At 71.7% G+C, this 22,758-nt stretch carries 28 protein-coding genes and 1 pseudogene; 12 read left to right on the top strand and 17 right to left on the bottom strand.

Annotation, left to right across the window (positions count from 1 at the left end):
* Positions 1–42: 42 nt before the first annotated feature.
* A complete protein-coding gene (locus tag ACGFYP_RS16155; protein WP_393492990.1) occupies positions 43–906 on the bottom strand; it encodes an aminoglycoside phosphotransferase family protein in 864 nt (287 codons plus the stop codon).
* Positions 907–987: 81 nt separating this feature from the next.
* On the opposite strand from ACGFYP_RS16155, the gene ACGFYP_RS16150 reads away from it, so the two are divergent.
* The gene (locus tag ACGFYP_RS16150) at positions 988–1,761 is read left to right on the top strand and encodes an SDR family oxidoreductase (RefSeq protein WP_393492987.1); all 774 of its coding nucleotides are present in this window, start codon (positions 988–990) and stop codon (positions 1,759–1,761) included.
* 93 nt (positions 1,762–1,854) lie between these two features.
* Here the strand turns inward: ACGFYP_RS16150 and ACGFYP_RS16145 are convergent, their stop codons facing one another.
* From ACGFYP_RS16145 to ACGFYP_RS16105, 9 genes are all read right to left on the bottom strand, one after another.
* A complete protein-coding gene (locus ACGFYP_RS16145; RefSeq protein WP_393492983.1) occupies positions 1,855–2,757 on the bottom strand; it encodes a JmjC domain-containing protein in 903 nt (300 codons plus the stop codon).
* A gap of 13 nt (positions 2,758–2,770) precedes the next feature.
* On the bottom strand, positions 2,771–3,097 hold the full coding sequence (locus ACGFYP_RS16140; protein WP_393492980.1) for a hypothetical protein: 327 nt from the start codon (positions 3,095–3,097) through the stop codon (positions 2,771–2,773).
* Complete coding sequence (locus tag ACGFYP_RS16135; RefSeq protein WP_393492977.1) at positions 3,076–3,552, bottom strand: hypothetical protein; 477 nt, start codon at positions 3,550–3,552, stop codon at positions 3,076–3,078. The genes ACGFYP_RS16140 and ACGFYP_RS16135 overlap by 22 nt, the downstream gene beginning before the upstream one ends.
* Positions 3,553–3,644: 92 nt before the next feature.
* Complete coding sequence (locus ACGFYP_RS16130; protein WP_393492974.1) at positions 3,645–3,857, bottom strand: hypothetical protein; 213 nt, start codon at positions 3,855–3,857, stop codon at positions 3,645–3,647.
* A 100-nt stretch (positions 3,858–3,957) separates the two neighbouring features.
* Positions 3,958–4,806: a helix-turn-helix domain-containing protein gene (locus ACGFYP_RS16125; RefSeq protein ID WP_393492971.1), complete on the bottom strand. Its 849-nt coding sequence runs from the start codon at positions 4,804–4,806 to the stop codon at positions 3,958–3,960.
* 26 nt (positions 4,807–4,832) lie between these two features.
* A complete protein-coding gene (locus ACGFYP_RS16120) occupies positions 4,833–5,360 on the bottom strand; it encodes a DUF6879 family protein (protein WP_393492968.1) in 528 nt (175 codons plus the stop codon).
* Positions 5,338–5,565, bottom strand: a complete 228-nt coding sequence (locus tag ACGFYP_RS16115) for a hypothetical protein (RefSeq protein WP_393492965.1) — start codon at positions 5,563–5,565, stop codon at positions 5,338–5,340. Before ACGFYP_RS16115 ends, ACGFYP_RS16120 begins: the two co-directional genes overlap by 23 nt.
* 92 nt (positions 5,566–5,657) lie before the next feature.
* Complete coding sequence (locus tag ACGFYP_RS16110) at positions 5,658–5,864, bottom strand: DUF397 domain-containing protein (protein ID WP_393492962.1); 207 nt, start codon at positions 5,862–5,864, stop codon at positions 5,658–5,660.
* 28 nt (positions 5,865–5,892) lie between these two features.
* Entirely contained in the window at positions 5,893–6,009 is a 117-nt protein-coding gene (locus ACGFYP_RS16105; RefSeq protein ID WP_393493476.1) for a hypothetical protein, read from the bottom strand.
* Positions 6,010–6,310: 301 nt separating this feature from the next.
* Here ACGFYP_RS16105 and ACGFYP_RS16100 point away from each other — a divergent pair, with 301 nt between their 5' ends.
* Positions 6,311–6,715, top strand: coding sequence for an ATP-binding protein (locus ACGFYP_RS16100; protein WP_393492959.1), 405 nt, complete (start codon positions 6,311–6,313; stop codon positions 6,713–6,715).
* Positions 6,716–6,964: 249 nt separating this feature from the next.
* Here the strand turns inward: ACGFYP_RS16100 and ACGFYP_RS16095 are convergent, their stop codons facing one another.
* Both ACGFYP_RS16095 and ACGFYP_RS16090 read right to left on the bottom strand, forming a co-directional pair.
* Complete coding sequence (locus tag ACGFYP_RS16095; RefSeq protein ID WP_393492956.1) at positions 6,965–7,654, bottom strand: copper homeostasis protein CutC; 690 nt, start codon at positions 7,652–7,654, stop codon at positions 6,965–6,967.
* Between the two features lie 51 nt (positions 7,655–7,705).
* Entirely contained in the window at positions 7,706–8,653 is a 948-nt protein-coding gene (locus ACGFYP_RS16090; protein ID WP_393492954.1) for a hypothetical protein, read from the bottom strand.
* Positions 8,654–8,830: 177 nt separating this feature from the next.
* Here ACGFYP_RS16090 and ACGFYP_RS16085 point away from each other — a divergent pair, with 177 nt between their 5' ends.
* From ACGFYP_RS16085 to ACGFYP_RS16075, 3 genes are all read left to right on the top strand, one after another.
* Entirely contained in the window at positions 8,831–9,127 is a 297-nt protein-coding gene (locus ACGFYP_RS16085) for a heavy-metal-associated domain-containing protein (RefSeq protein ID WP_393492951.1), read from the top strand.
* Positions 9,128–9,215: 88 nt separating this feature from the next.
* Positions 9,216–11,519, top strand: a complete 2,304-nt coding sequence (locus ACGFYP_RS16080) for a heavy metal translocating P-type ATPase (RefSeq protein ID WP_393492948.1) — start codon at positions 9,216–9,218, stop codon at positions 11,517–11,519.
* A 10-nt stretch (positions 11,520–11,529) separates the two neighbouring features.
* Positions 11,530–11,811 carry a metal-sensitive transcriptional regulator gene (locus tag ACGFYP_RS16075; protein WP_189834861.1) on the top strand — a complete coding sequence of 94 codons (282 nt, stop codon included), beginning with the start codon at positions 11,530–11,532 and terminating at the stop codon, positions 11,809–11,811.
* A gap of 20 nt (positions 11,812–11,831) precedes the next feature.
* On the opposite strand, the gene ACGFYP_RS16070 is transcribed toward ACGFYP_RS16075, so the two are convergent.
* Positions 11,832–11,987, bottom strand: a complete 156-nt coding sequence (locus ACGFYP_RS16070) for a hypothetical protein (RefSeq protein WP_393492944.1) — start codon at positions 11,985–11,987, stop codon at positions 11,832–11,834.
* A 91-nt stretch (positions 11,988–12,078) separates the two neighbouring features.
* On the opposite strand from ACGFYP_RS16070, the pseudogene ACGFYP_RS16065 reads away from it, so the two are divergent.
* The 7 genes and pseudogenes from ACGFYP_RS16065 to ACGFYP_RS16035 all read left to right on the top strand — a co-directional run.
* A pseudogene (locus tag ACGFYP_RS16065) lies at positions 12,079–12,432 on the top strand (BlaI/MecI/CopY family transcriptional regulator); the annotation flags it as partial.
* 122 nt (positions 12,433–12,554) lie between these two features.
* Entirely contained in the window at positions 12,555–13,466 is a 912-nt protein-coding gene (locus ACGFYP_RS16060; protein WP_393492941.1) for a M56 family metallopeptidase, read from the top strand.
* A 136-nt stretch (positions 13,467–13,602) separates the two neighbouring features.
* Complete coding sequence (locus tag ACGFYP_RS16055) at positions 13,603–14,088, top strand: GNAT family N-acetyltransferase (RefSeq protein WP_393492938.1); 486 nt, start codon at positions 13,603–13,605, stop codon at positions 14,086–14,088.
* A gap of 215 nt (positions 14,089–14,303) precedes the next feature.
* A complete protein-coding gene (locus ACGFYP_RS16050) occupies positions 14,304–15,242 on the top strand; it encodes a class I SAM-dependent methyltransferase (protein WP_393492935.1) in 939 nt (312 codons plus the stop codon).
* Between the two features lie 100 nt (positions 15,243–15,342).
* Positions 15,343–15,762 carry a transcriptional repressor gene (locus ACGFYP_RS16045; RefSeq protein WP_361960603.1) on the top strand — a complete coding sequence of 140 codons (420 nt, stop codon included), beginning with the start codon at positions 15,343–15,345 and terminating at the stop codon, positions 15,760–15,762.
* 88 nt (positions 15,763–15,850) lie between these two features.
* Positions 15,851–16,945, top strand: a complete 1,095-nt coding sequence (locus ACGFYP_RS16040) for a LuxR C-terminal-related transcriptional regulator (protein ID WP_393492930.1) — start codon at positions 15,851–15,853, stop codon at positions 16,943–16,945.
* A 133-nt stretch (positions 16,946–17,078) separates the two neighbouring features.
* Complete coding sequence (locus tag ACGFYP_RS16035) at positions 17,079–18,173, top strand: LuxR C-terminal-related transcriptional regulator (RefSeq protein WP_393492927.1); 1,095 nt, start codon at positions 17,079–17,081, stop codon at positions 18,171–18,173.
* Positions 18,174–18,329: 156 nt separating this feature from the next.
* On the opposite strand, the gene ACGFYP_RS16030 is transcribed toward ACGFYP_RS16035, so the two are convergent.
* The 4 genes from ACGFYP_RS16030 to ACGFYP_RS16015 all read right to left on the bottom strand — a co-directional run bounded on the left by ACGFYP_RS16030 (position 18,330) and on the right by ACGFYP_RS16015 (position 22,718).
* Entirely contained in the window at positions 18,330–18,533 is a 204-nt protein-coding gene (locus ACGFYP_RS16030) for a hypothetical protein (protein ID WP_393492924.1), read from the bottom strand.
* Between the two features lie 233 nt (positions 18,534–18,766).
* Positions 18,767–20,056: a D-inositol-3-phosphate glycosyltransferase gene (gene mshA / locus ACGFYP_RS16025; RefSeq protein ID WP_393492921.1), complete on the bottom strand. Its 1,290-nt coding sequence runs from the start codon at positions 20,054–20,056 to the stop codon at positions 18,767–18,769.
* A gap of 222 nt (positions 20,057–20,278) precedes the next feature.
* Entirely contained in the window at positions 20,279–21,844 is a 1,566-nt protein-coding gene (locus ACGFYP_RS16020; RefSeq protein WP_393492918.1) for a class I tRNA ligase family protein, read from the bottom strand.
* A 127-nt stretch (positions 21,845–21,971) separates the two neighbouring features.
* Positions 21,972–22,718, bottom strand: coding sequence for an SDR family oxidoreductase (locus ACGFYP_RS16015; RefSeq protein ID WP_393492915.1), 747 nt, complete (start codon positions 22,716–22,718; stop codon positions 21,972–21,974).
* Between the last annotated feature and the right edge of the window lie 40 nt (positions 22,719–22,758).

Genomic DNA, 22,758 nt, shown 5'->3' with positions numbered 1-22,758 from the left:
TCCGACCATGAAAACTTGATGACCTCCGCCCCGCCCGGGGGACTAGGGGCCGTACTCCTCCAGCGCCTCCGACCACGCGCGGTGCGCGACCGTCGCCAGGACCGGATTCGTACTGCGGTACTCGTGTTCCGTCACCACGCCCCAGCACAGCGCCCAGCCGCGACCCCGGGCCCAGGTCGCGTCGTCGACCTCCGCCGCCTCGCGGAACAGCGGGCGGGTCTCGGCGGTGAGGAGGGTCCAGGCGGCCATCGTGTCGCAGGCGGGGTCGCCGGTGCCGACCGCGCCGAAGTCGATGACGGCGCTCAGCCGGCCGTCCGGGGCCAGCAGGTTGCCGGGCAGCAGGTCGCCGTGGACCCACCGGGGCGGACCGTCCCACTGCGGCAGCCGCAGCACCGACTCCCAGGCCTCGGTGACGCGGTCCGCGTCGAGGACGCCGTCGGCGCCGAGGTCCCGGATCGCGCCCTCGGTGGCCCCCTCCGCCCACTCGGTGACATGACCGCCCCGGAAGCACCGGGGGCCGTCGGTGGCGTCGACGCGGCGCATCGCGGCACCGAAGCGCCCCAACGTGACGGCCGCGTCGGCGAGTTCGACGATCGGCTCGTCGTAGGCGTTGGCGCCGTCGAGCCAGTCGTACACCGACCAGGGCAGGTCGAAGCCCTCCCCGGGCACTCCGTGGCCCACCGGTACGGGGACGGGCAGCGGCAGATGCGGGGCGAGCCGCGGCAGCCAGCGCTGCTCCTTCACGATGGACCCGGCGGTCTCGGCGGACTTGGGCAGCCGGACGGCGAGGCGTTCGCCGAGGCGGTACATGTCGTTGTCCGTGCCGGCCGACGGCACGCGCCTGACCGGCAGCTCCGCCCACTGGGGGAACTGGGCGGCGATCAGTCTGCGCACGAGGTCGGTCATGCCGGGGACGGTAGTCGGCGGCCGACGGCCCCGGCCAGCGCTTTACGGTGGGGGCGGCGCGACCGCGAGAAGGGAAGCACGATGCGACACACGACCACCGTCACCACCGGCACCACGGTCAAGGGCGTCACCGTCGTCACCGGCGGGAGCCGGGGGATCGGCGCCGCGACCTGCGTACGACTGGCCGCCGAGGGCCACGACCTGGTGCTCGGGTACGTACGGGACGCGACCGCCGCCGAGGAGACGGCGGCGGCGGTCCGGGCGGAGGGCGCGCGGTGCGTGGTCGTCCGCGCGGACACGTCGGTCGAGGCGGACGTGGAGCGGCTCTTCGACACCGCCGAGGCGGAACTCGGCCCGGTGACCGGCCTGGTGAACAACGCGGGCGTGACCGGGCCGCTGGGGCGCCTCGCGGACGCGACGACGGAGAACCTGCGGCGCGTGGTGGAGGTCAACCTCCTCGGCTACCTGCTCTGTTGCCGCCGCGCGGCCCGCGACATGGCCGCCCGGGACGGCGGGGCGATCGTCAACGTCTCCTCCGCCGCCGCGACGCTCGGCAGCCCCGGCGAGTACGTCCACTACGCGGCCACGAAGGCGGCGACCGACGCGCTGACCGTGGGCCTCTCCAAGGAGCTCGGCCCGGACGGCATCCGGGTCAACGCGGTGGCCCCGGGCGTCATCGAGACCGACATGCACGCGGCGATGGGCGACCCCGACCGCCCGGCGAAGGCGGCGACGACGACCCCCCTGGGCCGCCCGGGACGACCGGACGAGATCGCGGCGGCGGTGGCCTGGCTCCTGTCCCCCGACGCGTCGTACACGACGGGCACGATCCTGCGCGTGGCGGGCGGCCGCTGAGGCGCGGCCCTTGGCTGGGCAGGCACCCGCTGACACCGCCCCTCGCTCCCCCGGCGAGGGGCGAGGCGGCGTAGAACGCCGGTGCGCGATCCCTCAGGTCGTGTACTCCAGCTCCGTCATCGCGGCTGCGCGGACGCTCGGCGCAAGCTGCTCCAGGTCCAGGGCTTCCAGGTACTCGACGAGCGCGTCTCGGGTGGCCCTGAGGCCGTCGGCGAAGCCTGCCCCGTTGACGTCACACGGCCTGAGGATGCGACGGTAGGTCGCATCCTCGATCACCCCTGCGATCAGCTTCTCCGCCAACCAGACAGGCGTGCGTTCGCGTATCGCGAAGGTGAGGTGGACGCTCGGTTCGTCCGTGTCGACGACGTGAGGGTTGTGCACCCAGCCTCTCGGGAGCAGCAGTGACTCCCCGGCATGCAGATCGACCTCGATGTCGGGCCCGGCAGCCTCCCAGGCCGGGATGTAGTCGTCACGCCAGACGCGCCAGCTCTCGTTGAACTCGCGCATCGGTGCTTCCACGAGCGGTCGCCACAACTGCCACCTCTTGGTGCCGGCCGTCTGGACGATCACGGCCATCTGCTGGTCCCAGTGGTGGCGAAGGCCTTGTCGGCCGGGCGGCGTCAGAAAGGCGTGGACGTAGTTCGAGTAGCCGGTCTCCTGCTGGATGCCTCGGGAGGTCTCTGCCAGGAACGGGATGACTCGCTGAAGGTTCCCCAGCCGGATGGTGTGCCCGGCGTCGTGGAGCCGGCGCAGTTTCACCGGGTCGGTACGGCCGTGGGTCATGTGAGCGTTCTGGTTCAGTGAGGGGTGCGGAGCGCGTACGACAGCGATCTCGTTCGCCGGTACGCAGCCTGTCTCCACATACGCGTTGAGAGCAGCCGAGCTGATCCGTCGGTCGAGCTCCGTACGGCCGCGCACGTACACGCGAGGCTCGTCCGGCCAGGCCTCCCTGAGGTCGGTGACGCCGTCCTCAGGGAGTAAGAGGCGGAGTGACATGACGTCCCTTCTTCTAAGGCGGCGGCAACGGGCACGGGATGACCGAGTCCTTCTCGATCTCACTGAAGATCCGATGTGGGCAGGACACCACCGAGAACGACGCGAGGCTCGCGGCCTTCGTGTAGTGGACCCACACCGCGTCCGATCCTCGGCTGAGGGCGTCCAGGGCGGCGGCCACCTTCTCTTCGAGCGAGATGTACGCCCGACCGGAGTCGTCACGGATGAAGGGTGGGTTCTCCTCGTAGACCCTTCGCAGCCATGTCACCGCATCCACGGCGCGCGTCCAGGTGCGCTCACGCGCGGTCTGCTCCTTGCGCATCAGCCAGTGCCGAACCTGCATCGGCGGAAGTCGAGATGAAAGGAACTCCCGGGTCTGCATGTCACCGGGTTCGAGACCCGGTCGGCGTTGGGTTTCGACGCCGTACGCGTCTCGGCTGCCGACCCACGGTCCGTATCCGTGGAAGTGCACCCGCACGTTCCCGGCCATGGGCACCTCTCATACTGTTCAGAGGGGCCGCCCCCAGCTGCAATGGGGGCGGCCCCTGCGCTGTCCGTACGGAGCTGGACGAGGCGCCTCTGCCTCACCCACCCGAGGGCGAAGTTGTCCAGCTCGGTCACGGTGGCGCGCAGTTCCATGCCCGCACCGGCTGGCTTGCTGTCATGCAGGACGAAGCCGTCGGTCGTTCCCGGAATCCGCGCGAACTCGATGCACGACTCGTGCTCGCCGCCCAGGTTGCCGCCGCAGAACTTCGTGAATTCCGCGCCTTCGACAGGCCGGTTGTAGAGATCGTCCATGGAGAGGAGGCCTCCTCGGTCACATCAGAAATACGGGGAGACGGTCCCCGCGCCGTGGAGCACTCACAGCGCCCGGCCACGACCGGGATTCGTCACCGGTGCTCCTCGATCCACTCGGCGAGCCTGGCCGCCATCTCGGCCGAGCATCCGCCGAGGTGCACCAAGTCGCCGCCGGCGGCCACCGGGCCGTCGAAGCGGAGCGAGGGGAAGGTGATGCCGATCGCGCCCAACGCCGCGCGAAGATCCGCCGTGGCCCTCAGGCCGTCAACACCCTTGCCACTTACTTGCGTTGACCTGCGATTCATGGCGATCGCTCCCTAGGACGAAACGGCATCGGTGACGTTTCGTAGAGGATCGACCGGGCGGCTCGGCGAGCTCAACAAACTTGCACGCCCTTGCAGATCTTCACCCCAGGGCGCTGATCGCATCCGAGATGAGCGTCCGTGCCTGCGGCCCGTAGGAAGCGATCGCGGCCAGTCCCGCGAACATCTGCGCGTACGTGGCGATCTCGCTCGGCTGCTTCACGGTGACCTGCGCCGTGGCCAGCTCGATGACGACCTGCTGCTCGTCGAAGATCCAGAAGCCCTCCAGAGGCCACATGACCCGATCGGCGGACATCGGGATCACGCCCAGACTCACCTGCGGCAGAGAGGCGACGGTGAGAAGGTGGCCCAGCTGCGCAGCCATGACCTCGGAGCTGCCGAACCTGGACCGCAGCGCGGATTCCTCCAGCAGGAAGCCGAAGCGCCGGTGCGAGTCGCGGAGCACGTGCTGTCGCTCGATACGTACGGTGACTGCGGCTTCCGAGTCATCGGGGATCTGGCGGAAGTCGATGATGCGCCCCATGATCGCCCGGGCATAGTCGGCCGTCTGCAGGAGCCCCGGAATGACCCCCGGCTCATAGACACGGAAGCGATGCGTCCGCTCATAGAGGGGTACGTGCGCTTGTTGACCTCGCCGAAGCCCCTCTCGCTGCATCCTGCGCCACTCGACGTACATCTCATCGATGTTGTCCGCCCTGGCTACGAGGTCTGCGTACAGCTCAGGGACACCGCACAGCTCACAGTACTGACGGATGTCGTCGTTCGAGGGCGACGTGCGGGCGTTCTCGATACGGGAAGCCTTGGACTCGCTCCAGCCGGCACGAGCCGCGAAGGCTCGTGCCGTCATGCCGGTCGGTCTGCGGATCTCCCGGAGCTGGCGCCCGAGCGCTACGCGTTCCTCCTGGACTGCGGAAAGGGGTGAGGATGGCACTGGCGTGGCCTGTTCGGTACGCGCGATCAGACCGGCCGGTACTCCGCATGAGGGATCGCGCGATTCCACACAGCCTCGAACGATCCCCTGCAGAGATCGCGGATCAGGGGATCGGTAGTGACCTCGATCCACTCGCCCGGCGCGCACTCCCCGTTGCCGTCGAAGTGGAGTACGAGGACGAGTTCGTCATCGAACACCCAGAAATCGTTCCCCGGGAACGCGATGTCAGTGGCGTTCCGCCGAGGCAGCCAGCGGATCTCCTCCCCTGCCTTGATGTTGGCCTCGGAGACGTGGTGCTCGAACTTGATGTAGTCCGACTCCGGCACCGAGAAAACCCGAGCTCGTCGGACTGATACGCCCCGGTCCGTGGCGCCCCGGACCCACTTGAGCCATGGCCTGAGTTCGGGGTCGTTGTCCTCGGCAGAGTGTCGGACGCCGGCCTGCCACGCGACGTAACTCGGGTCCGATTCCATGTACGTGTCGCGCATCTCCAGATGCACAGCCGAGTGACGAGCCGAGCTGAGCAGCTCCTCAAACGTCGGGGCCTTCGTCACGCTTCACCTCCAGGAAGAACTGGACCATTCGCCTGGGAAGCTCGATGACATCCTCGTGATCGGGGATGTCCATCTGCGACCGGCGTTCGCCACCGTTGACCTTGTAACCCTGGACCAAGTAGGTGTCGGTTTCGTCGTCCAGATAGATCGTGGGAGAAGCGCCGTCCTTGCTCTCCGGGTCCTTGCCAAGCCTGCGCAGGGCCACAATCTCCTCCTCGGTCGGGGTACACGATGCCTGTGGCCGAGCTTGCTCCGAACTCACCCGGCACCGCACGGAACTTGCGCCGACTTGCAGCATCAAAAGCTGATCGGCGCCTGCACTTCCTCAAGGAAGGCCTGCCAGGACCCTGCGCCGAAGCGCAGGACGGGTCCGCTCGCGCACTTGCTGTCCCGTACGGCGGCGGCGCAGACCAGGTCGGCAACCTCTACGCAGTCGCCACCGCCGGACCCTCCGCCGCTGTAACTGCTCTTGCGCCAAACGATGTCGCCAAGCTCGGAGGCCATCGCGGTGCGTACCTCGACTTCCTGTCGGTTACAACTCTCGCCTGACTTGCTGGATCAGATCGAGACTGTCGGCAGGGCTCAACGCTGTTGATCTCAGCGAGTCGAAGGCGAGCGTATAGGAACGGGTCTCCTGCGGAGTTTCCATGTGCAGGGTCCCCGTGACGTGCTCCACGCAGACCACATCGGAGAAGGCCTCCATCCGGCCGGCGCCGCCGGGCGGCCGGGTGGACCGTCCCCAGCGCGCACCCCGCGGTGCCCACCGCCCGCCCGTTCCGCTCCTGGTCGGTCATTCCCGGCGAGGACAGCCCTGTCGTACGCCCCTACCTCGCCGCGCACGAACAGCGGGAAGCGTGCCGGGCACAGAGGCAGCGTCGGCGAGCGCTGTGGCTCGCGGTCCACGGCATCGACGTGGGGCCCCGGCTGATTCACGGTGTGGAGGTGGCCTGATGGGTCAGCCACCCACAGTCGTGCTGCGGTGGAGCCGTAGCGCCCGGAATGTCGGTCGGGCGCGGGCGGAGTTGCGTTCGGCGCTGGGCGCCTGGGGGTTGGGCCGGATCGAGGACGCGGCCTCGCTCGTCCTCTCGGAGCTGCTGACCAACGCGGTCAGGCACGCCCGGACCGCACCTGACCGGAAGATCGAGACGCGCTACCTCCGGATCCCCGGAGGGCTTCGCGTCGAGGTGCACGACGCGTCGGAGGTGCGCCCGCTCATGGCGCTTCCTGCGGCCGAGGCGGGCGGCGGCTGGGGTCTTCCGCTGGTCGACGTGCTGTCGGAGAGATGGGGCGTGTCCGACCGGGAAGGTCCCGGGAAATTCGTATGGGCTGAGCTCTCCGCCGAAACGGCACCCTAGCGGCACCGAGGGACCGCCCCTCCCTCGTGGAGGTGGCGGTCCCTTCTCGGTGGTGCGGCCAGGGCTGTCCGGCTAGGGCGTGTTTCGAAAGTAGCGCCGTCTGCCCGAAGGGCAGGCCTGGCGGCGTCTGGTGCGTGCGATCGCAAGGCGGAGGGTCGCCCCGATACTGGATGTATCGGGGTGATCCCGACAACGCGGCGAGCGTGCGTGCCAGGCGTCGCCAGGCAGGCGGGACTTTCGAAACACGCCCTAGGCGTCCAGGGCCTTGCGCCAGGTGCGGACCGCTTCCGGGGAGACCGGGGCCTTCCAGCCGTTGGGGCGGGCTGCGCCGCCGATGTGGAAGGCGTCCAGGCCGGAGGCGCGGAGTTGCGGGAGGTGGTCGAGGCGGAGGCCGCCGCCCACCAGGATCTGGGGCTCGTAGCCGGGCTCGCCCGAGCGGGCCGCCTCCGCCTTGAGGACGGGGAGGCCGTCGTCGACGCCGGTCGGCGCGCCCGCCGTGAGGTAGGTGTCGAGGCCCGGCAGGTCCGCGAGCTGCTTGCGGAGCGCGTCGCGGTCGGCGGCGCGGTCGATCGCCCGGTGGAAGGTCCACCGGCAGCCGTCCAGGACGGCCATCAGCCGCTCCACCGCCACCAGGTCCGCGTCGCCGTCCGCCGTCAGGAAGCCGAGCACGAACTCGTCCGCGCCCGCCTCCCGCAGCTCGGACGCGCGGGACACCAGCGCTTCGATGTCGCCCGCCGCGAAGCCGTCCGTCAGTCTGAGCATCACGCGCAGCGGGATGTCCACGGCGGCGCGGATCGCGGCGAAGCCGGTCCGTGACGGGGTCAGCCCGTCGGCCGCCATGTCGGTGACCAGCTCAAGGCGGTCCGCCCCACCGGCCTGGGCGGCGACCGCGTCCTCCTCGTCGAGGGCGATCACCTCAAGGACTGCACGGTTGCTCATCGAGCCCATTCCTCCATGAATGACGGCTACAGGTCTAGTCCAATGACCACCCTAGCCGTGCTCGTGGCCGCCCGCATCGTGCGGCGCCTCATCCGGCGTCGAGATCGCCGGCGCACCGCCCTGCCCCGCCTGCACCGTGAAGGCCGCCGTCCGCACCTTCCCGCCGTGCTGGAAGTCCAGGAAGAGGCGGTACGTTCCCGCGCTCGGCGCCGTCGCCGTGAAGGAGACGTCCGGGCCGGGGCCGCCCTCGTTGGGGTGGACGTGGAGGTAGGCGAGGTCGCCGCCGCGCAGGGCGACGAGGTGGCCGTACGCCCCGAGGTACGGCTCCAGGTCCGTGACCGGCTTCCCGCCCTTGCCGACCGTGAGCTTCAGCTCGCCCGCCCGGCCCGGGGTGAGCGCGCCGCCCAGCTTCACCTCGTAGCCGTCGACCGTCGCTGTCCGCGCGGGCGTCGGCATCGGCTGCGGTGCGTACGTGCCCGGGACCGCGAGGTCCGCGCCGAGCGTGATGCCCTTCGCGTTCTTTCCCGCCGGCTTGAAGTCCGCGAAAGCCTTGTAGCCACCGGCGGCCGGCAGGTCGACCGGTGTCGACCACGTCCCGTCGGCCGCCCGCACGGGGTGCAGGTGGCGGTAGACCGTGAGGTCGCGCGAGGCCACGATGAAGTGCAGCTCCTTGCCGTGCTCGGTCGTGTACGCCGTGACCTTCTCGCCTCCCGCGTCCTTGACCGAGAACTTCAGGACGCTCCGGCCCTGCGCCGGGGTCGGCGTCTCCAGGGCCAGCGTGTAGCCGCCCTCGGAGACCTGGAGGCCCCCAGCCGCCAGTGCGTTCGCCGACCCCGAATCCGTCCCCGAACCCGTCCCCGGTTCCGCGGGCGCGTGTTCCCCGTGGCCCGCCTGAGCCGGTTCATCCACGGGCCCTACGCCCTTGCCCACGCCGTACGCCGTCCCGAAGGTCGCGGCGAGCGCTGCGGCGAAGGCGGTGATCTTCACTCCGGTGTTCATGGCTGCTCTCCCGTACGTACGTGAGTCTGCGAGTGCGTGCTTCGATGCATTTCACCATACCCCTAGGGGGTATCAAGTCAAGCCGGGTCCGCCCTTGCGTCGGATACCACTGGGGGGTATACATGGATTCAGTTCCGGATACCCCCACAGGGTATCGCCACCACCGAGGAGGAACCCATGTCTTCCTGCTGTACTCCTGACGGCAGCTGCTCCACCAACGCCGATGCGGCCACCACGGCCACCGCCACCGCCGTCGCCGAAAGCACCGCCACCGTCTACGCCGTGTCCGGCATGACCTGCGGACACTGCAGGACCGCGATCACCACCTCCGTCTCCGCGCTCGACGGCGTCATCTCCGTCGACGTCGACATCGCGGGCGGCCTGGTGACCGTGACCACCGGCGGAGCGCCCGACGACGCCGCGATCGCCGCCGCCGTCGACGACGCCGGCTACGACCTCACCGGCCGCGCCTGACCGCCCGGCCCACGCCACATCCCGGCCGCCGGGGCCCGTCCGCCCATGGGCCCCGGCCCCCGCACCCCGCTGTACCGAGGAGCAGGAAATGACCACCACCACCCCAGGCGCCGCCCAGGTCGAGCTCGCCATCGGCGGCATGACCTGCGCCTCGTGCGCCGCCCGTATCGAGAAGAAGCTCAACCGCATGGACGGGGTCGAGGCCACCGTCAACTACACCACCGAGAAGGCGAAGGTCACCTTCGCCGCCGACGCCGACATCTCCGTAGACGACCTCATCGCCACCGTCGAGGCCACCGGCTACACCGCCGCCGAGCCCGCTCCCCCGAAGAGCGAGACCCCCGCCTCCGAGGGCCCCACCGACGAGGAGAAGGCCGACGAGGAGCTCCGCCCCCTCAAGCAGCGCCTGATCACCGCGGCCGCCCTCGCCGTCCCCGTCATCGCGATGGCGATGGTCCCGGCGCTCCAGATCGAGTACTGGCAGTGGCTCAGCCTCACCCTCGCCGCGCCCGTCGTCGTCTACGCCGCCTGGCCCTTCCACAAGGCCGCCTGGACCAACGCCCGGCACGGCGCGGCGACCATGGACACCCTGATCTCGGTCGGCACGATCGCCGCGTTCCTGTGGTCCCTGTGGGCGCTGTTCTTCGGAACCGCCGGTACGCCGGGCATGACCCACCCCTTCGAGTTCACGATCGCCCGCACCGACGGCGCCGGGAACATCTACCTGGAGGCCGCCGCAGGCGTCACCGCCTTCATCCTGGCCGGCCGGTACTTCGAGGCCCGCTCCAAGCGCAAGGCGGGCGCGGCCCTCAAGGCGCTCATGCAGCTCGGCGCCAAGGAGGTCACCGTCCTCCGCGACGGCCGCGAGGTGACCGTGCCCACCGCCGAACTGCAGGTCGGGATGCGGTTCCTGGTCCGGCCCGGCGAGAAGATCGCCACCGACGGAACCGTCGTCGAGGGCTCCTCCGCAGTCGACGCCTCCATGCTCACCGGCGAGTCCGTACCGGTGGAGGTCGGTGTCGGCGACTCCGTCACAGGCGCCACCCTGAACGCCGGCGGCCGGCTCGTCGTCGAGGCCACCCGCGTCGGCGCCGACACCCAACTGGCCCGCATGGCCAAGCTGGTGGAGGACGCCCAGAACGGCAAGGCCGCCGCCCAGCGCCTCGCCGACAAGATCTCGGCCGTCTTCGTACCCGTAGTCATCGCGCTCGCGCTCGGCACCCTCGGCTTCTGGCTCGGCACCGGCTCCGGCCTGACGGCCGCCTTCACCGCCGCCGTCGCCGTACTGATCATCGCCTGCCCCTGCGCCCTGGGCCTGGCCACGCCGACCGCGCTCATGGTCGGCACCGGCCGCGGCGCGCAGCTCGGCATCCTCATCAAGGGCCCCGAGGTCCTGGAGACCACGCGCAAGGTCGACACGATCGTCCTCGACAAGACCGGTACGGTCACCACCGGCCGGATGACCCTCATCAAGGTCCACACCGCCGCCGGTACGGACGAGACCGACGTGCTGCGCCTCGCGGGCGCCCTGGAGCACTCCTCCGAGCACCCCATCGCGCAGGCCGTCGCCACCGGCGCCGCCGCCAAGGTCGGTACGCTCCCCACCCCCGAGGACTTCGCCAACCTCCCCGGTCTCGGCGTCCAGGGCGTCGTCGAGGGCCACGCGGTCCTCGTCGGCCGCGAGAAGCTGCTCACGGTGGGGGCACCTCCCATGCCCGAAGGGCTATGGGGGAGGGCGATGGAGCTGCCGGCCTCGCTGAAGTCCGCCAAGGAAGCGGCCGAGTCGGCCGGGAAGACCGCGATCGTGGTCGCCTGGGACGGCGAGGCCCGCGCGGTCCTGGAGGTCGCCGACGCCGTCAAGGAGACCAGCGCGGAGGCGATCCGGCGGCTGCGCGGCCTGGGTCTGACCCCGATCCTGCTCACCGGCGACAACAAGGCGGTCGCCGAGGCCGTCGCCGCCGAGGTCGGCATCGACGAGGTCATCGCCGAGGTGATGCCGCAGGACAAGGTCGACGTCGTCAAGCGACTGCAGGACGAGGGGCGTTCGGTCGCCATGGTCGGCGACGGCGTCAACGACGCCGCCGCGCTCGCCCAGGCCGACCTGGGCCTGGCGATGGGCACCGGCACCGACGCCGCGATCGAGGCCGGCGACCTGACGCTCGTACGGGGAGACCTGCGGGCCGCGGCCGACGCGATCCGGCTCTCGCGGCGCACGCTCGGCACGATCCGCTCGAACCTGTTCTGGGCCTTCGCCTACAACGTGGCCGCTCTGCCGCTCGCCGCGGCCGGCCTGCTCAACCCGATGATCGCGGGCGCCGCGATGGCCTTCTCCTCGGTCTTCGTCGTCGGCAACAGCCTCCGCCTGCGCGGCTTCCAGGCCGCCGACCAATGAGGAGCCTTCCATGGCCGGGTACGGACAGCACAAGGAAGACATCATCAGACGACTGAGGCGGATCGAGGGGCAGGTGAGGGGGGTGCAGCGGATGGTGGACGAGGACGTGTACTGCATCGACGTCCTGACCCAGGTCTCCGCCATCAACGCGGCGCTGCAGTCCTGCGCCGTGGCCCTCCTGGACGAACACCTCAGCTGCTGTGTCACCGAGGCGATCGCCCAGGGCGGGGACCAGGCGAAGGAGAAGGTGGGCGAGGCGTCCAAGGCCATCGCCCGTCTGATCAGGACGTGACCGCGGGCCATCCGCGGAGATCAACCGCCCTTGTGCGAAGGGCAGTCGGAGGTCAGGGTGACGCTCAGGCGGAGACAGAGCCCGAGCACCGCCCGGAGGAGCACCAGCTCCACCGAACCGGGCGGACCGGGGCCGCAGACCTTCGCGCAGGGGCGGTTCTTCGTGAGGGTCGACATCCGGTCATTGTACCCCTAGGGGGTATGCCTGGGCTGTCTGCGGCGGGCTGACGGCCCGTACGATGGGCCGCCCGCGAGGGAGGGGATGCGCGTGCGCAGGCTGGGAGAGCTCGAGGCGGAGATCATGGACCGACTGTGGGCCTGGCAACGGCCCGCCACGGTCCGCGAGATCGTCGACGACATCAATCTGGGGCGCCGGGTCGCCTACACGACGGTGATGACGGTGGCGGACATACTCCACCGCAAGGGCTGGCTCCGCCGCGAGAAGGCCGGCCGGGCCTGGCTGTACGAACCGGTCCGCAGCCGCGAGGAGTACACCGCGGCCCTGATGCAGGACGCCCTCGGCGACAGCGCCGACCGCCCGGCCGCGCTGCTCCGCTTCGTGGAGACCATCTCCCCCGAGGACATGCGCGCCCTGGACGCGGCACTGCGGACGGCACGCGGGGAACGCGGGGGACGGGAGGGACGGGAGGGACGGGACGAGGACCGGGCGGGAGCCGGGGGGGTGCCTGGCGGGGGCGCGCCCAGTGGTGGCATACCCCGCGACGGCGTGCCCGGTGGTGGCGTGTGAGTCACCACGTCCTGCTGCCGCTCGGGCTCGCTCTCGTCTCCGGGGTCCTGATCCCCTGGCTCCTCGTCCGGGCGCGCTGGGCGCAGCAGGTGCCGCGCCTCGGGCTCGCCGTGTGGGCGGTCATCGGCGCCGTGTTCGCCGGCTCCGCCGCCCTCCTGCCCGCCCAGCTCGTCCTCGACGGGGACAGCAGCCACGGCCTGACCGACAGGGTCGTCACGCTCGACCTCCCCTCCCCCGCCGACCTGCTCGACCTGACGGCCCGCCAGTACACGGCGTCCGCCCTGGCCCTCGCCGTCCTCGCGCTGCCCGCCACCGGTTTCGTAAGGGAGTTGCTGCGCGCCCGCCGCACCCGGCTGCGGCACGCGGGGGTCCTGCGCCTGGTCGGGCGGTACGACCCCGATCTGCGGGCGACCGTGCTCGACCACGCACGGCCCGCCGTCTACTGCCTGCCCGGCCGTTCCCGCCGGGTCGTCGTCTCCTCCGGGGCCCTGGACACCCTCACCGCGCCCCAGTTGGCGGCGGCGCTCGCGCACGAGCGCGCGCACATCGCCGGCCGGCACCACCTGCTCGTCGCGGCGGCGGAGGCCTTCGCAACCGTGTTCCCCCGCCTCCCCCTCGCGCGCCACGGCGGGACCTCCGTACCGCTGCTGCTCGAAATGGCCGCCGACGACCGGGCGTTGCGCCGCTGCTCGCGGGACGCGCTCGCGACGGCGCTGTACGCGCTGGCGGCGGGGCAGGCGCCGCGCGAGGCGTTCGCGGCGGGCGGCCCTTCGGCGGCGCTGCGGATGCGGCGCATTCTCACTCCGTACAGCGCGGGGCATCCCGTGCTGCGCGGCATGCTCGCGATCTCGACGGCGGCCGGGGCGATGGCTCCGTTGATCGTCGCGTGTTGTTCCGTACCCGGATAATCGACTCGTTCCAGCAGCTCATTACTAAGTGAATTCGTAGATTTCACATCGGTCAACATCTGTCACGCGGCCCTGAATTCCCGGCTAGTGTGGGTATGTTGACGCTGGGGCTCGGCACGTCGAAGGGTACGAACCAATGCAGCTGGCTGACGTGCGGGCGGCGGCGGCCGCCGACGCGGCAACGATATCCAGGCTGCTGGCGGATGTCATTCGGGGCAGTTACCACGAAATCCTCGGGGAAATCCCGGTGCGCCGTCTTGTCTCCACTCAATGTGCACTTCCGCGTATCCGCGCGGAAATTGAAATTCCGGGCGGCGCGCCCGGCTGGCTCGGCTGGCTCGTGGCCACCGGCGAGGACGGCACGATCGTCGGCGCGGCGGCGGGCGGGGTCCCGGTGCCGGGCGAGGGCGAGTTGTACGCGCTGTGCGTGGCGGAGTCCTCGCGACGGCGGGGCGTGGGGTCGGCGCTCCTCGGGGCGGCGACGGAGCGGATGCGGGGGTTCGGGGCGGCGGCGCAGCGCGTGACGCTCCCCGCGGACGCGGACGCGGACCCGTCCCTCCCCTTCTACGCGGCACGGGGCTTCACGCCTCTGACGACGACACGCCTCGGCCGCCCGGTGTAGCCCGCCTCCCCGTTGTGGGGATGCCAAGGGGATGCCAAGGGGCTGACAGGGGACAGCGGGGGCTGTGGCAGATGAACGCCATCGCGTGTTCACGCCGTCGCGGAGCATGGAAGCGGTGGGGTCTCCCCCGGCACCATGGACGCGCGACGCGGTCGCCCGGCGGCACGGGGGACCGGTCGCGGACGGCATGGACCGAGCGAGCCCCTGGAGGAGCGATGCAGACACCGAGCGGCGCCGCGCTCGCGCCGGTCCTGCCGTCCCGATACGACGCCCACACCGACGCCCTGCCCGGTCTCGAGTCCGTCGACGCCTGGGGCGAGGACGCCGTCTGGCTGTACGACGCCCTCCTCGGCGCCCACAGCGCCGACATCGTCCGCTACCTCGACCTCGCCCGCGCCACCGGTGACCACGGCCACCGCGACGGCCACCGCGACGGCCACCGCCACGGGGAAGCCGACGGGCGCGGCCCCGACCGCGCTCGCGAGTCCGCCCCCGCCCCCGTCCTCGACCTCGGCTCGGGTGCCGGACGGCTCGCCGTCCCGTTCGCCCGGCACGGCTTCGCCGTCGAGGCCGTCGACCGGGACCCCGGCGCCCTGGCCCGGCTCGACGCCTGGGCGCGCCGCATCGGCCCGCAGGTCGCCGAGCTCGTCGTCACCACCCGCGCCGACCTCACCGAACTCCGCCTGCACCGCAGGTACCGGCTCGCGCTCCTGGCCGGCGCCATGGTCTCCGCCGTACCGCCCGGCTCCCGCCCCGCCCTGCTGCGCGAGATCGCCACCCACCTGGACACCGGCGGCGCCCTCGCCCTCGACTACACCTCCCACCTGCGCCACGGCCTGATGGCCGAGCCGCGGCGCACCTGGGCGTTCCAGGTCCCCCGGTTCGACGGGGTCGACGAGTGGGTGGTCGCCCGGCAGGTCTTCGACCTGCCGACGATGAGCGAGCGGATCACCTACTACACGGCCAGGACCGGCAAGCTCTCCACCGAGCGGGCCGTGCTCACCACCGACAAGTGGATCGTCGACCCCGAGCGCCTCGCGGCCGAGCTGCGCTCCGCGGGCCTCCACATCGAGGGCCGGCGGCGGCACCGCATCGACGAACGGACCGAGAGCGTGCTGCTCGTCTGCCGGGCCGCCCGGGGGTCTGAGCACTGACAGCGAGGGACGGCAAGAGGTACGATGCCCGCAAAAGTTTGGGCCGACCAGGTCACGGGTGGCGGGCGGAGCGGGCGAGCGGGCGGAGAAGATGGCAGGCGTGGAAGAACTCACGGGCCGCGAGGCGGTGATCCAGCGCCTGCGCGACGTCGGCCTGCGGGTCACGGGACCCCGCCTGGAGGTGCTCACGGTGCTCGCCTCGGCCGGCCATCTCGACGTGGAGGCGATCGCCGCCGCCGCCCGCGAGCGCCTCGGCACGCTCACCAGCCAGGCCGTGTACGAGATGCTGCGGCACTTCCAGGAGACCGGCCTGGTCACCAAGTTCGACCGGCCCGGGCTTCCCGCCGTCTTCGAGGTGTCGGGGACTCCGCACCAACACGCGCTCTGTGTCCGGTGCGGCCGCGTGGAGAACGTCGACGCCCCCGCCCCCGAGCCACCGCGCGGCGCCCTGCCCGGCTGGCGTGCGAGCGACGCCGAGATCGTCTTCAAGGGGCTGTGCCCCGACTGCGCGGGCGGTTGAACACCGTGCGTGGCGTTCGATTTTGTGGCAGGGTCTAGCGGGGCGATTCAACGGGACCCGTACGGGTCCGGGGGGAGTCTGCTGCTCAGTGTCCAAACACGCCACCGGGACGCGTACGGAAAGCGAACAGGCTCTCGCGGTCTACCTCGAACTCCGTGCCCGGCCCGCCTCCGCCACCGCGTTCGACGACGTGGCGGACGGCCTCGGGCTCTCCGCCGACGACCGGCTGCGCTGCCGCGCCGAGCTCGCCACCCTCGGCCTGATCGACCCCGCCCCGGACGCCCCTGACGCCCCGTCTGCCCCGGACGCCCCGGACGCCCCGCCGGCTCCAGGGACCACGCAGTCCTCCTCCCAGGCCGTCGTCGAGCCCGACATCGCCCTCGTCCGTCTCCTCCAGCACGAGCGCGACCGGCTCGAACACCGGCTCGCCGAGACGAGCCGGGCGCAGGCCACCCTCGCGACCCTGGCGGGACCGTTCCTTCGGGCGGCGCGCGCCGGTGCGGCGCCCCGCTCCGAGATCGACGTCGAGGTCGTCGCCGACCCCGCGCGCGTACGCCAGGAACTGGCCGCGCTCACCGACGCCGTCCGCACCTCCGTGCACTCCATGCACACGGGATCGGTACGGCGCGAGGACCTGGCCGCCGAGCTGGCGCGCGACCGCGTCCTCAGCGGTCGCGGGGTGCGCGTCCACGCCATGTACAGCCGCCGCATCAGCTCCGTACCGGACATGGCGCAGCACCTGGAGCAGCGGGTGGCGCTCGGGGTGGAGATCCGGCTCTCGCCCGTCGTGCCGATGAACATGGTGCTCGCCGACGAGAACTTCGCCCTGCTGCCCACCGATCCCCACGACCCGGACTCCGCCACCATCCTGGCGCGCGGGCCCGGTCTCGTCCGCTCGTACCTCGCCCTCTACACGTACTGCTGGCAGGCGGCCGGCCGGTACGGCGACGTCGACAAGCCCGAGCGCGGCGGCGACGGGCTCTCCGAGCAGCAGCGGGCGGCCCTGCGGATGCTCGCCGCCGGCATCAAGGACGAGCAGATCGCGAAGAACCTGGGGGTGTCGCTGCGGACGGTCAGCCGGCTGCTCTCCGAGGTCATGCACGAACTGGGCGCGGCCAGCCGGTTCGAGGCCGGGGTGAAGGCGGCCAGGATCGGGCTCCTCGACGGCGAGGGCGATGCGTGACGCACGACCGGCGTGGCGCACGACCGTGACGCACGACACATCCAAGATCGGCATCTCGGATCGCCGCCGAGCCCTGTGACAAGGTGAGGCGGGGCGGCGACTCGGACGAAGAGGGGGCCACTTCGCCATGGTCATGGACGCTGGCACGGACGCGGGCACGGACACCGGCACGGACACCGGCGCTGCGGACGGCACAATCGGCGCGCACGGTGCCGATCCCGTCCTGACTCTCTATCAGGAGCTGCGCAGGCGCGGGGTGTCCAGCTTCGGCGAGGTGTACGCGCAGTTACGGCTCACGCCCGAGGAGTACGAGCGATGTCGTGACGCCCTCGTCTCGCTGGGCCTGATCGTGCCCACCGGCGCCGCGCACGCCACCATCACCGCCGTCCAGGACGGAAGTTGGCGCTCGGACACGGACGCCGTCGCCGCGATCGATCCCGAGATCGCGCTGCTGCGCCTCCTGGAACGGGAGCGGGAGCGGCTGCGCGAGCACCTGGCCGAGGCCGACCGGGCGTACAGCACGCTGGAGACGCTGGCCGGCACCTTCCTGCGGGCCGACGCGCTGACCCGGGCCGAGGCGGAGGTCGAGGCGCTCACCGACTACCGCCGCATCCAGCAGGCCATCGAGGACATCACCGATGTGATGCAGGAGAGTTCGGCCTCGCTGCACCCCGGGACGCCCGGGCGCCAGGACCCGGAGCGGATGCTCGACCGCGACCGCCGGCAGATCGGCAACGGCGTGCGGGTCCGCGCCATCTACGGGCGGCAGGAGGCCGCGCTGCCGGAGATGGCGGAGTTCCTCGGCCGGCGCGCCGAGGTGGGCGTGGAGATCCGGCTCGCCCCGTCCGTGCCGCTGAACCTCATCATCGCCGACCGGCAGTTCGCGCTCGTGCCCATCCGTCCTGAGGACCCCGGCGAGGGCGCGATCCTGGCCCGGGGCAGCGCGCTCGTACGGCCGTATCTGAGCCTGTACGAGCACTGTTGGCACACGGCCACGCCCTACGGGAACGACGTGGCGCCCGAGCGGGGCGGCGACGGGCTCTCGGAGCAGCAGCGGGCCGCGTTGCACATGCTCGCCTCGGGAATGAAGGACGAGAAGATCGCCCGCACGCTCGGGGTGTCACTGCGGACGGTGAGCCGGATGATCTCCGAACTCATGCAGGAACTGGGCGCGTCGAGCAGATTCGAGGCGGGGGCGCGCGCGGTTCAACTCGGCTGGCTGGACTGACCGACTCGCTGACTCGCCGACTCGCCGAGAGACCGGCCGACCGGCCGAGCGGCCGAGCGGCCGAAGAGAATATGCCTCGGGCCCCGCAATCGCCGGTAGCGATCGCGGGGCCCGATTGGACTCCCCGGTACGAATTCAGTTCGGCAGTGGATCAGTTCAGTCGACGATCGGGGCCGGGGACGGCGGCGGGACGGGCCAGCCGTTGTCCTGACCGTCGGCCACCGTGCTCGGTCGGACGGTCGCGGTGTCGTCGGGGGCCGCGACCAGCGCCGCGCCACCGGCGACGGCCGTACACGCGGCGATCGCGACGGCGAACTGGCGGAGCGTCTTCCGAATACCTGCGATACGCACAGCAGACATGTTTCCTCCAGGAGTTGGAAAGCGAATTCCGACTTCGGGGGCCCGTGCCGCCGGGCACTCCCTGAAGACATCTCCATGGTGGCCCTACCCGGGAAAGGGATCCATAGTTTCACCATGCGTGGATCTGCCATGGCGTAGATGCGTCAAAGCGCCAATCCCTTTCGCCGTATCGGAATTGAAGAATCCGGAGCGATCCGGACCGTCCCGCACTTTTGGTTCAACCAAAAGAAATGCTAGACTCGTGCGACGGCCATCTCGTTCCTCCAGGAGAGAGGGGCCGCCGGGGCAGGGGCGTGCCGCCGCCCCTGCCCCACCGCCGCCTCGTACACCTCGACCGTCCGCGCGGCCGACGCCCGCCAGCTCATGCCCCGGGCGTGCGCGACCGCCGCCTCCCCCATCGTCGCCCGCACCCGCGGACGATCCGCGAGCCACCGCAGCCTGCGGGCGTACTCCACCGGATCGTGGCCCCGTACGAGCAGCCCCGTCACCCCGTCCCACACCGCCGTCGGCAGCCCGCCGACCGCCGCCGCGAGCACCGGCGTCCCGCACGCCTGCGCCTCCAGGGCCACAAGACCGAAGGACTCGCTGCGCGAGGGCACCACCAGCACGTCGGCCGCCCGGTACCAGTCCGCGAGCCGCTCCTGCGGTACGGGAGGACTTGGCCGCAGCACATCGTCGACCCCGAGCTCCCGGGCGAGCCACCAGGCCGAACCCTCCCGGGTCGCCCCCGAGTGGCCCCCGACCACCGGGACCAGCAGCCTCCGCCGTAGATCGGGGGCGAGGGACAGCAGCTCCGCCACGGCCCGTACGAGCACGTCGGGCCCCTTCAGGGGCTGGATGCGGCCGGCGTAGAGGGGGACGAAGGCGTCGGCGGGCAGACCGAGCCGGGCCCGGGCGGCGGCTCGGCCGCCCGGGGCGGGCCCGAACGTCCGGAGGTCCACCCCGGGCCGTACGACCTCCGTCCGCGGCCCCGCCGCTCCGTACAGCGCCGCGAGGGCCGCCGCCTCGTCCGCCGTGTTGGCGATCAACCGGTCGGCGGACTCGACCACTTGGCGCTCGCCGCGGATCCTGAGCTCGGGCTCGGGGGTGTCACCGGCCGCGAGCGCCGCGTTCTTCACCCGGGCCAGGGTGTGCGCGGTGTGGACCAGGGGTATCCGCCAGCCGACCGAGGCGATGCGGCCGGCCTGCCCGGAGAGCCAGTAGTGGGAGTGGACCAGGTCGTAGCGGGCGCTCTCCTTGAGCAGGGCGAGCGAGAACGGCACGACGAGGCCCGGCATGGCCTCCTTGGGGAGCGCCCGGCGCGGCCCCGCGTGCAGATGCCGGACCCGGACACCGGGGGCGAGCTCGACCAGCGGCGGACGGCCCTCGCCCCGGCAACGGGTGAACAGATCGACCTCGGCGCCCTGTTCGGCGAGGGCCCGGGAGAGTTCGACCATGTAGACGTTCATGCCACCGGCGTCCCCGGTGCCGGGCTGGTGCAGCGGGGAGGTGTGGACGCTGAGCATGGCGACGCGCAGGGACACGTGGGGCTCCTGTGGAGGCGGGCCACGTGCCCCCGCGCGTCGCGCGCGCACGGTCCACGCGGCAGGGATGGGTGGGACGGCGCTGGAGTGGGGGGCGCTCGGGGTTGTGCGGGGGCCGGTGCGGGGGGCTCGTACGGGGGGTGGGTTCGTACGGGGGGGGGTGGGTTCGTACGGGGGGTGGGTTCGTACGGGGTAGGGCTGTGCGGCTGCGGTCGCAGCCCGTCAGAAGCCGAAGACCGGGCCCGACGGTGGGGCGAGGCGGGTGCCCGGGGGCGGCGGGGTGAGCGCCGTCGCGTCGATCGCGCGCCCCGGCTCGGTCTTGAGCGCGGCGGCCAGCCGGTCGGCGCCCTCCGGCATCACCGGCCGCGCCCAGGCCGAGAGCGCGGAGGCGACGGCCAACTGGGCGGCGAGCGCCGGCAGATGGGGGCAGGCGGTCGTGGGCCTGCAGCGCTCGTGGGCGTTGACGTGGCCGAAGTCGGCGACCGAGCGGACCATCTCGTCGAGGACGGCGACCGCGCGGCGCGGGTCGAAGGCATCGGGGCCGTACGCCTCGCGCAGGTCCTCGACCGCCCGGTGCAGCCGCCGTTCCAGGACCTCCCAGCCGGTGCCGCCGGGCAGCGCCTGCGGGGTGAGACCGGCGCACTCCTCCCGTACGGCGGTGAAGAGCCGTGCCAGCCAGCTGTTCCAGCTCTCGTCGAGCTCACGGCGGGCCGCCGCGAGGCGGTCCCGGTGGAAGACCGTACGGCGGCCCAGCGGGCGGGCCTGGAGGACGTGCCGGCGCAGGGTGTCGGAGCCGTACTCGGTGAGCAGGTCGAGCGCCCAGACGTTGCCCTCCTGGACGCCCTCCTCGACGACGTACGACTCGTTCACGCAGAAGTCCTGCGGCAGCTTGATGTCCTGGGCGAGGAGGAGGACCGGCAGCAGCACGGCGTGGCAGAAGGCGTGCCCGAAGCCGGAGAAGTGGATGGCGCGGCGCGGCAGCGGGCCCTTGGCGTCGTAGCCGAAGAGGTGCATCGCCGCGGCCTCGAAGCAGCCGTCGATCCGATGGTCGGGGAAGCCCTCGACGGGCACCTGGAGCCCCCACTCGGCCGGGTGGCCGACGGCGATGTCCGGCAGCCCGTCCTCCACGAGCGACTCGCACAGCGCGGCGAGCCGGGGCGGGAGCCCCGCGGTGGCCCAGTGGTCGGCGAGCGACTCGCGGAACGGTTCGAGGGGGACGTAGAGCCGGCGGCAGCGGCGCGGCAGCGCGGGCGTCCCGCAGAGCGAGCAGCGGGGCGCGATCAGGTCGCCGCCGTCGTTGGGGCGGGCGCACTCGTGGCACATCCCGCCGCCGCCGGCCTCGCCGCAGTGCGGGCAGGCGCCGGTGACGTGGGCTCCGTACAGCCAGCGTTCGCAGGGCTCGCAGTAGGGCAGGAGGCGGGTGCGGGGCGCGATGACCCCCTGCGCGTACAGCCGGCTGAAGAGGTCCTGCACCCAGCGGCCGTAGCCCCGGTCGCGGCGCGGGCGCACGATGTGGTCGAACTCCACGCCGGAGCGCAGCCAGTCGGCGGTGATCGCGGAGCGGTAGCCCTCGGCGACCTCCTCGGGCTTGCGATGGTGGCGCAACGCCCGGACCTCGACGGAGCTGGCGTGGTCGGCGGTGCCGGTGGTGAACCGTACGGACTCGCCCTCGGCGCGCAGGAACCGGGTGAGGACGTCGGCGGCGACGTACGGCCCCGCGAGATGACCGATGTGCAGTTCGCCGTGGGTGGCCGGAGGGGTCGCGGTGATCCAGACGGGGGTGGTCATGGGACCTCCTTGATGAGCTGCTCCGAGCTGCTCCGAGGTTCGGCGGGGCTCGGCGTTGTTCAGGGGGCTCGGCGGGGTTCGGCGGGGCTCGGCGTTGTTCAGGGGGCTCGGCGGGGCTCGGCGGGGCTCAGCGGGGTTCGAAATGGAAGGAACGGATGAAGCAGTCACGGGGCTGTTCGACGGCGTAGACGACGCATTCGAAAAGGGCCTGCGTGGTGAGCTTTTCGTCGGGTCCTGTTCCGTCGGCCGACTGCGCTCCGTCCCATTCCGCGAAACTCGGGTCGGAGGTGGAGAAGTCGGGCGGGTAGAGGGAGAAGACCCGGACGCCCGACGGGCGCAGGCGGCGCGCGAGGATGTCGGCGAAGCCCGCCTGGGCGCTCTTCGCCGCCCAGAACGCCTCGTGGGCCGCACCGGTGGCGGCGGCGGCGCCCTCGGCGTCGCGGACGGCCACCATGTTGACGATGTCGGGGCGGTGCGAGCCCCGGAGCAGCGGCAGGAAGTGCTTGACCATCAGGACGGTGCCGCCCGCCGTCGACTCGATCGTCTCGACGATCTTCTCGTCGCTCGCCGCCTCCAGGTCCATGGCGTCGAGCCAGCGCGCGCCGTTGTTGACGAGCAGGTCGACCCGGTCGGTGCGTTCGCCGACCTGGGCGGCGAACGCGCGGATCTCGGCGGGCCGGCTCAAGTCGCAGCCGAAGGCGTGGATCCGGTCGCGGGCGGAGCCCATGACTTCCGTACGGGTGCGCTCGGCGGCCTCGACGGTGCGGGCCGACACGTAGACCTCGGCGCCGAGATGGGCGAATCCGACGGCGAGGGCGCGGCCGAAATAGCGGGAGGCTCCGGTCACGACGACACGCAGGTTCTCGAATTTCATTCTGGTCCGCTCTCCCCATGGATACCGGTTTCCGGTCGTA

The organism is Streptomyces sp. NPDC048370 (assembly GCF_043200825.1).
Taxonomy (GTDB): Bacteria; Actinomycetota; Actinomycetes; order Streptomycetales; family Streptomycetaceae; genus Streptomyces.
This window is presented reverse-complemented; position numbering and strand designations above follow the sequence as displayed.

What these genes read in the sequence shown, in the direction of transcription:
- ACGFYP_RS16155 (WP_393492990.1), bottom strand. Translation starts at nt 906, where the DNA reads ATGACCGACCTCGTGCGCAGACTGATCGCCGCCCAGTTCCCCCAGTGG.
- ACGFYP_RS16150 (WP_393492987.1), top strand. Translation starts at nt 988, where the DNA reads ATGCGACACACGACCACCGTCACCACCGGCACCACGGTCAAGGGCGTC.
- ACGFYP_RS16145 (WP_393492983.1), bottom strand. Translation starts at nt 2,757, where the DNA reads ATGTCACTCCGCCTCTTACTCCCTGAGGACGGCGTCACCGACCTCAGG.
- ACGFYP_RS16140 (WP_393492980.1), bottom strand. Translation starts at nt 3,097, where the DNA reads ATGCAGGTTCGGCACTGGCTGATGCGCAAGGAGCAGACCGCGCGTGAG.
- ACGFYP_RS16135 (WP_393492977.1), bottom strand. Translation starts at nt 3,552, where the DNA reads ATGGACGATCTCTACAACCGGCCTGTCGAAGGCGCGGAATTCACGAAG.
- ACGFYP_RS16130 (WP_393492974.1), bottom strand. Translation starts at nt 3,857, where the DNA reads ATGAATCGCAGGTCAACGCAAGTAAGTGGCAAGGGTGTTGACGGCCTG.
- ACGFYP_RS16110 (WP_393492962.1), bottom strand. Translation starts at nt 5,864, where the DNA reads ATGGCCTCCGAGCTTGGCGACATCGTTTGGCGCAAGAGCAGTTACAGC.
- ACGFYP_RS16105 (WP_393493476.1), bottom strand. Translation starts at nt 6,009, where the DNA reads ATGGAAACTCCGCAGGAGACCCGTTCCTATACGCTCGCCTTCGACTCG.
- ACGFYP_RS16100 (WP_393492959.1), top strand. Translation starts at nt 6,311, where the DNA reads ATGGGTCAGCCACCCACAGTCGTGCTGCGGTGGAGCCGTAGCGCCCGG.
- ACGFYP_RS16095 (WP_393492956.1), bottom strand. Translation starts at nt 7,654, where the DNA reads ATGAGCAACCGTGCAGTCCTTGAGGTGATCGCCCTCGACGAGGAGGAC.
- ACGFYP_RS16090 (WP_393492954.1), bottom strand. Translation starts at nt 8,653, where the DNA reads ATGAACACCGGAGTGAAGATCACCGCCTTCGCCGCAGCGCTCGCCGCG.
- ACGFYP_RS16085 (WP_393492951.1), top strand. Translation starts at nt 8,831, where the DNA reads ATGTCTTCCTGCTGTACTCCTGACGGCAGCTGCTCCACCAACGCCGAT.
- ACGFYP_RS16080 (WP_393492948.1), top strand. Translation starts at nt 9,216, where the DNA reads ATGACCACCACCACCCCAGGCGCCGCCCAGGTCGAGCTCGCCATCGGC.
- ACGFYP_RS16075 (WP_189834861.1), top strand. Translation starts at nt 11,530, where the DNA reads ATGGCCGGGTACGGACAGCACAAGGAAGACATCATCAGACGACTGAGG.
- ACGFYP_RS16070 (WP_393492944.1), bottom strand. Translation starts at nt 11,987, where the DNA reads ATGTCGACCCTCACGAAGAACCGCCCCTGCGCGAAGGTCTGCGGCCCC.
- ACGFYP_RS16055 (WP_393492938.1), top strand. Translation starts at nt 13,603, where the DNA reads ATGCAGCTGGCTGACGTGCGGGCGGCGGCGGCCGCCGACGCGGCAACG.
- ACGFYP_RS16050 (WP_393492935.1), top strand. Translation starts at nt 14,304, where the DNA reads ATGCAGACACCGAGCGGCGCCGCGCTCGCGCCGGTCCTGCCGTCCCGA.
- ACGFYP_RS16035 (WP_393492927.1), top strand. Translation starts at nt 17,079, where the DNA reads ATGGACGCTGGCACGGACGCGGGCACGGACACCGGCACGGACACCGGC.
- ACGFYP_RS16030 (WP_393492924.1), bottom strand. Translation starts at nt 18,533, where the DNA reads ATGTCTGCTGTGCGTATCGCAGGTATTCGGAAGACGCTCCGCCAGTTC.
- ACGFYP_RS16020 (WP_393492918.1), bottom strand. Translation starts at nt 21,844, where the DNA reads ATGACCACCCCCGTCTGGATCACCGCGACCCCTCCGGCCACCCACGGC.
- ACGFYP_RS16015 (WP_393492915.1), bottom strand. Translation starts at nt 22,718, where the DNA reads ATGAAATTCGAGAACCTGCGTGTCGTCGTGACCGGAGCCTCCCGCTAT.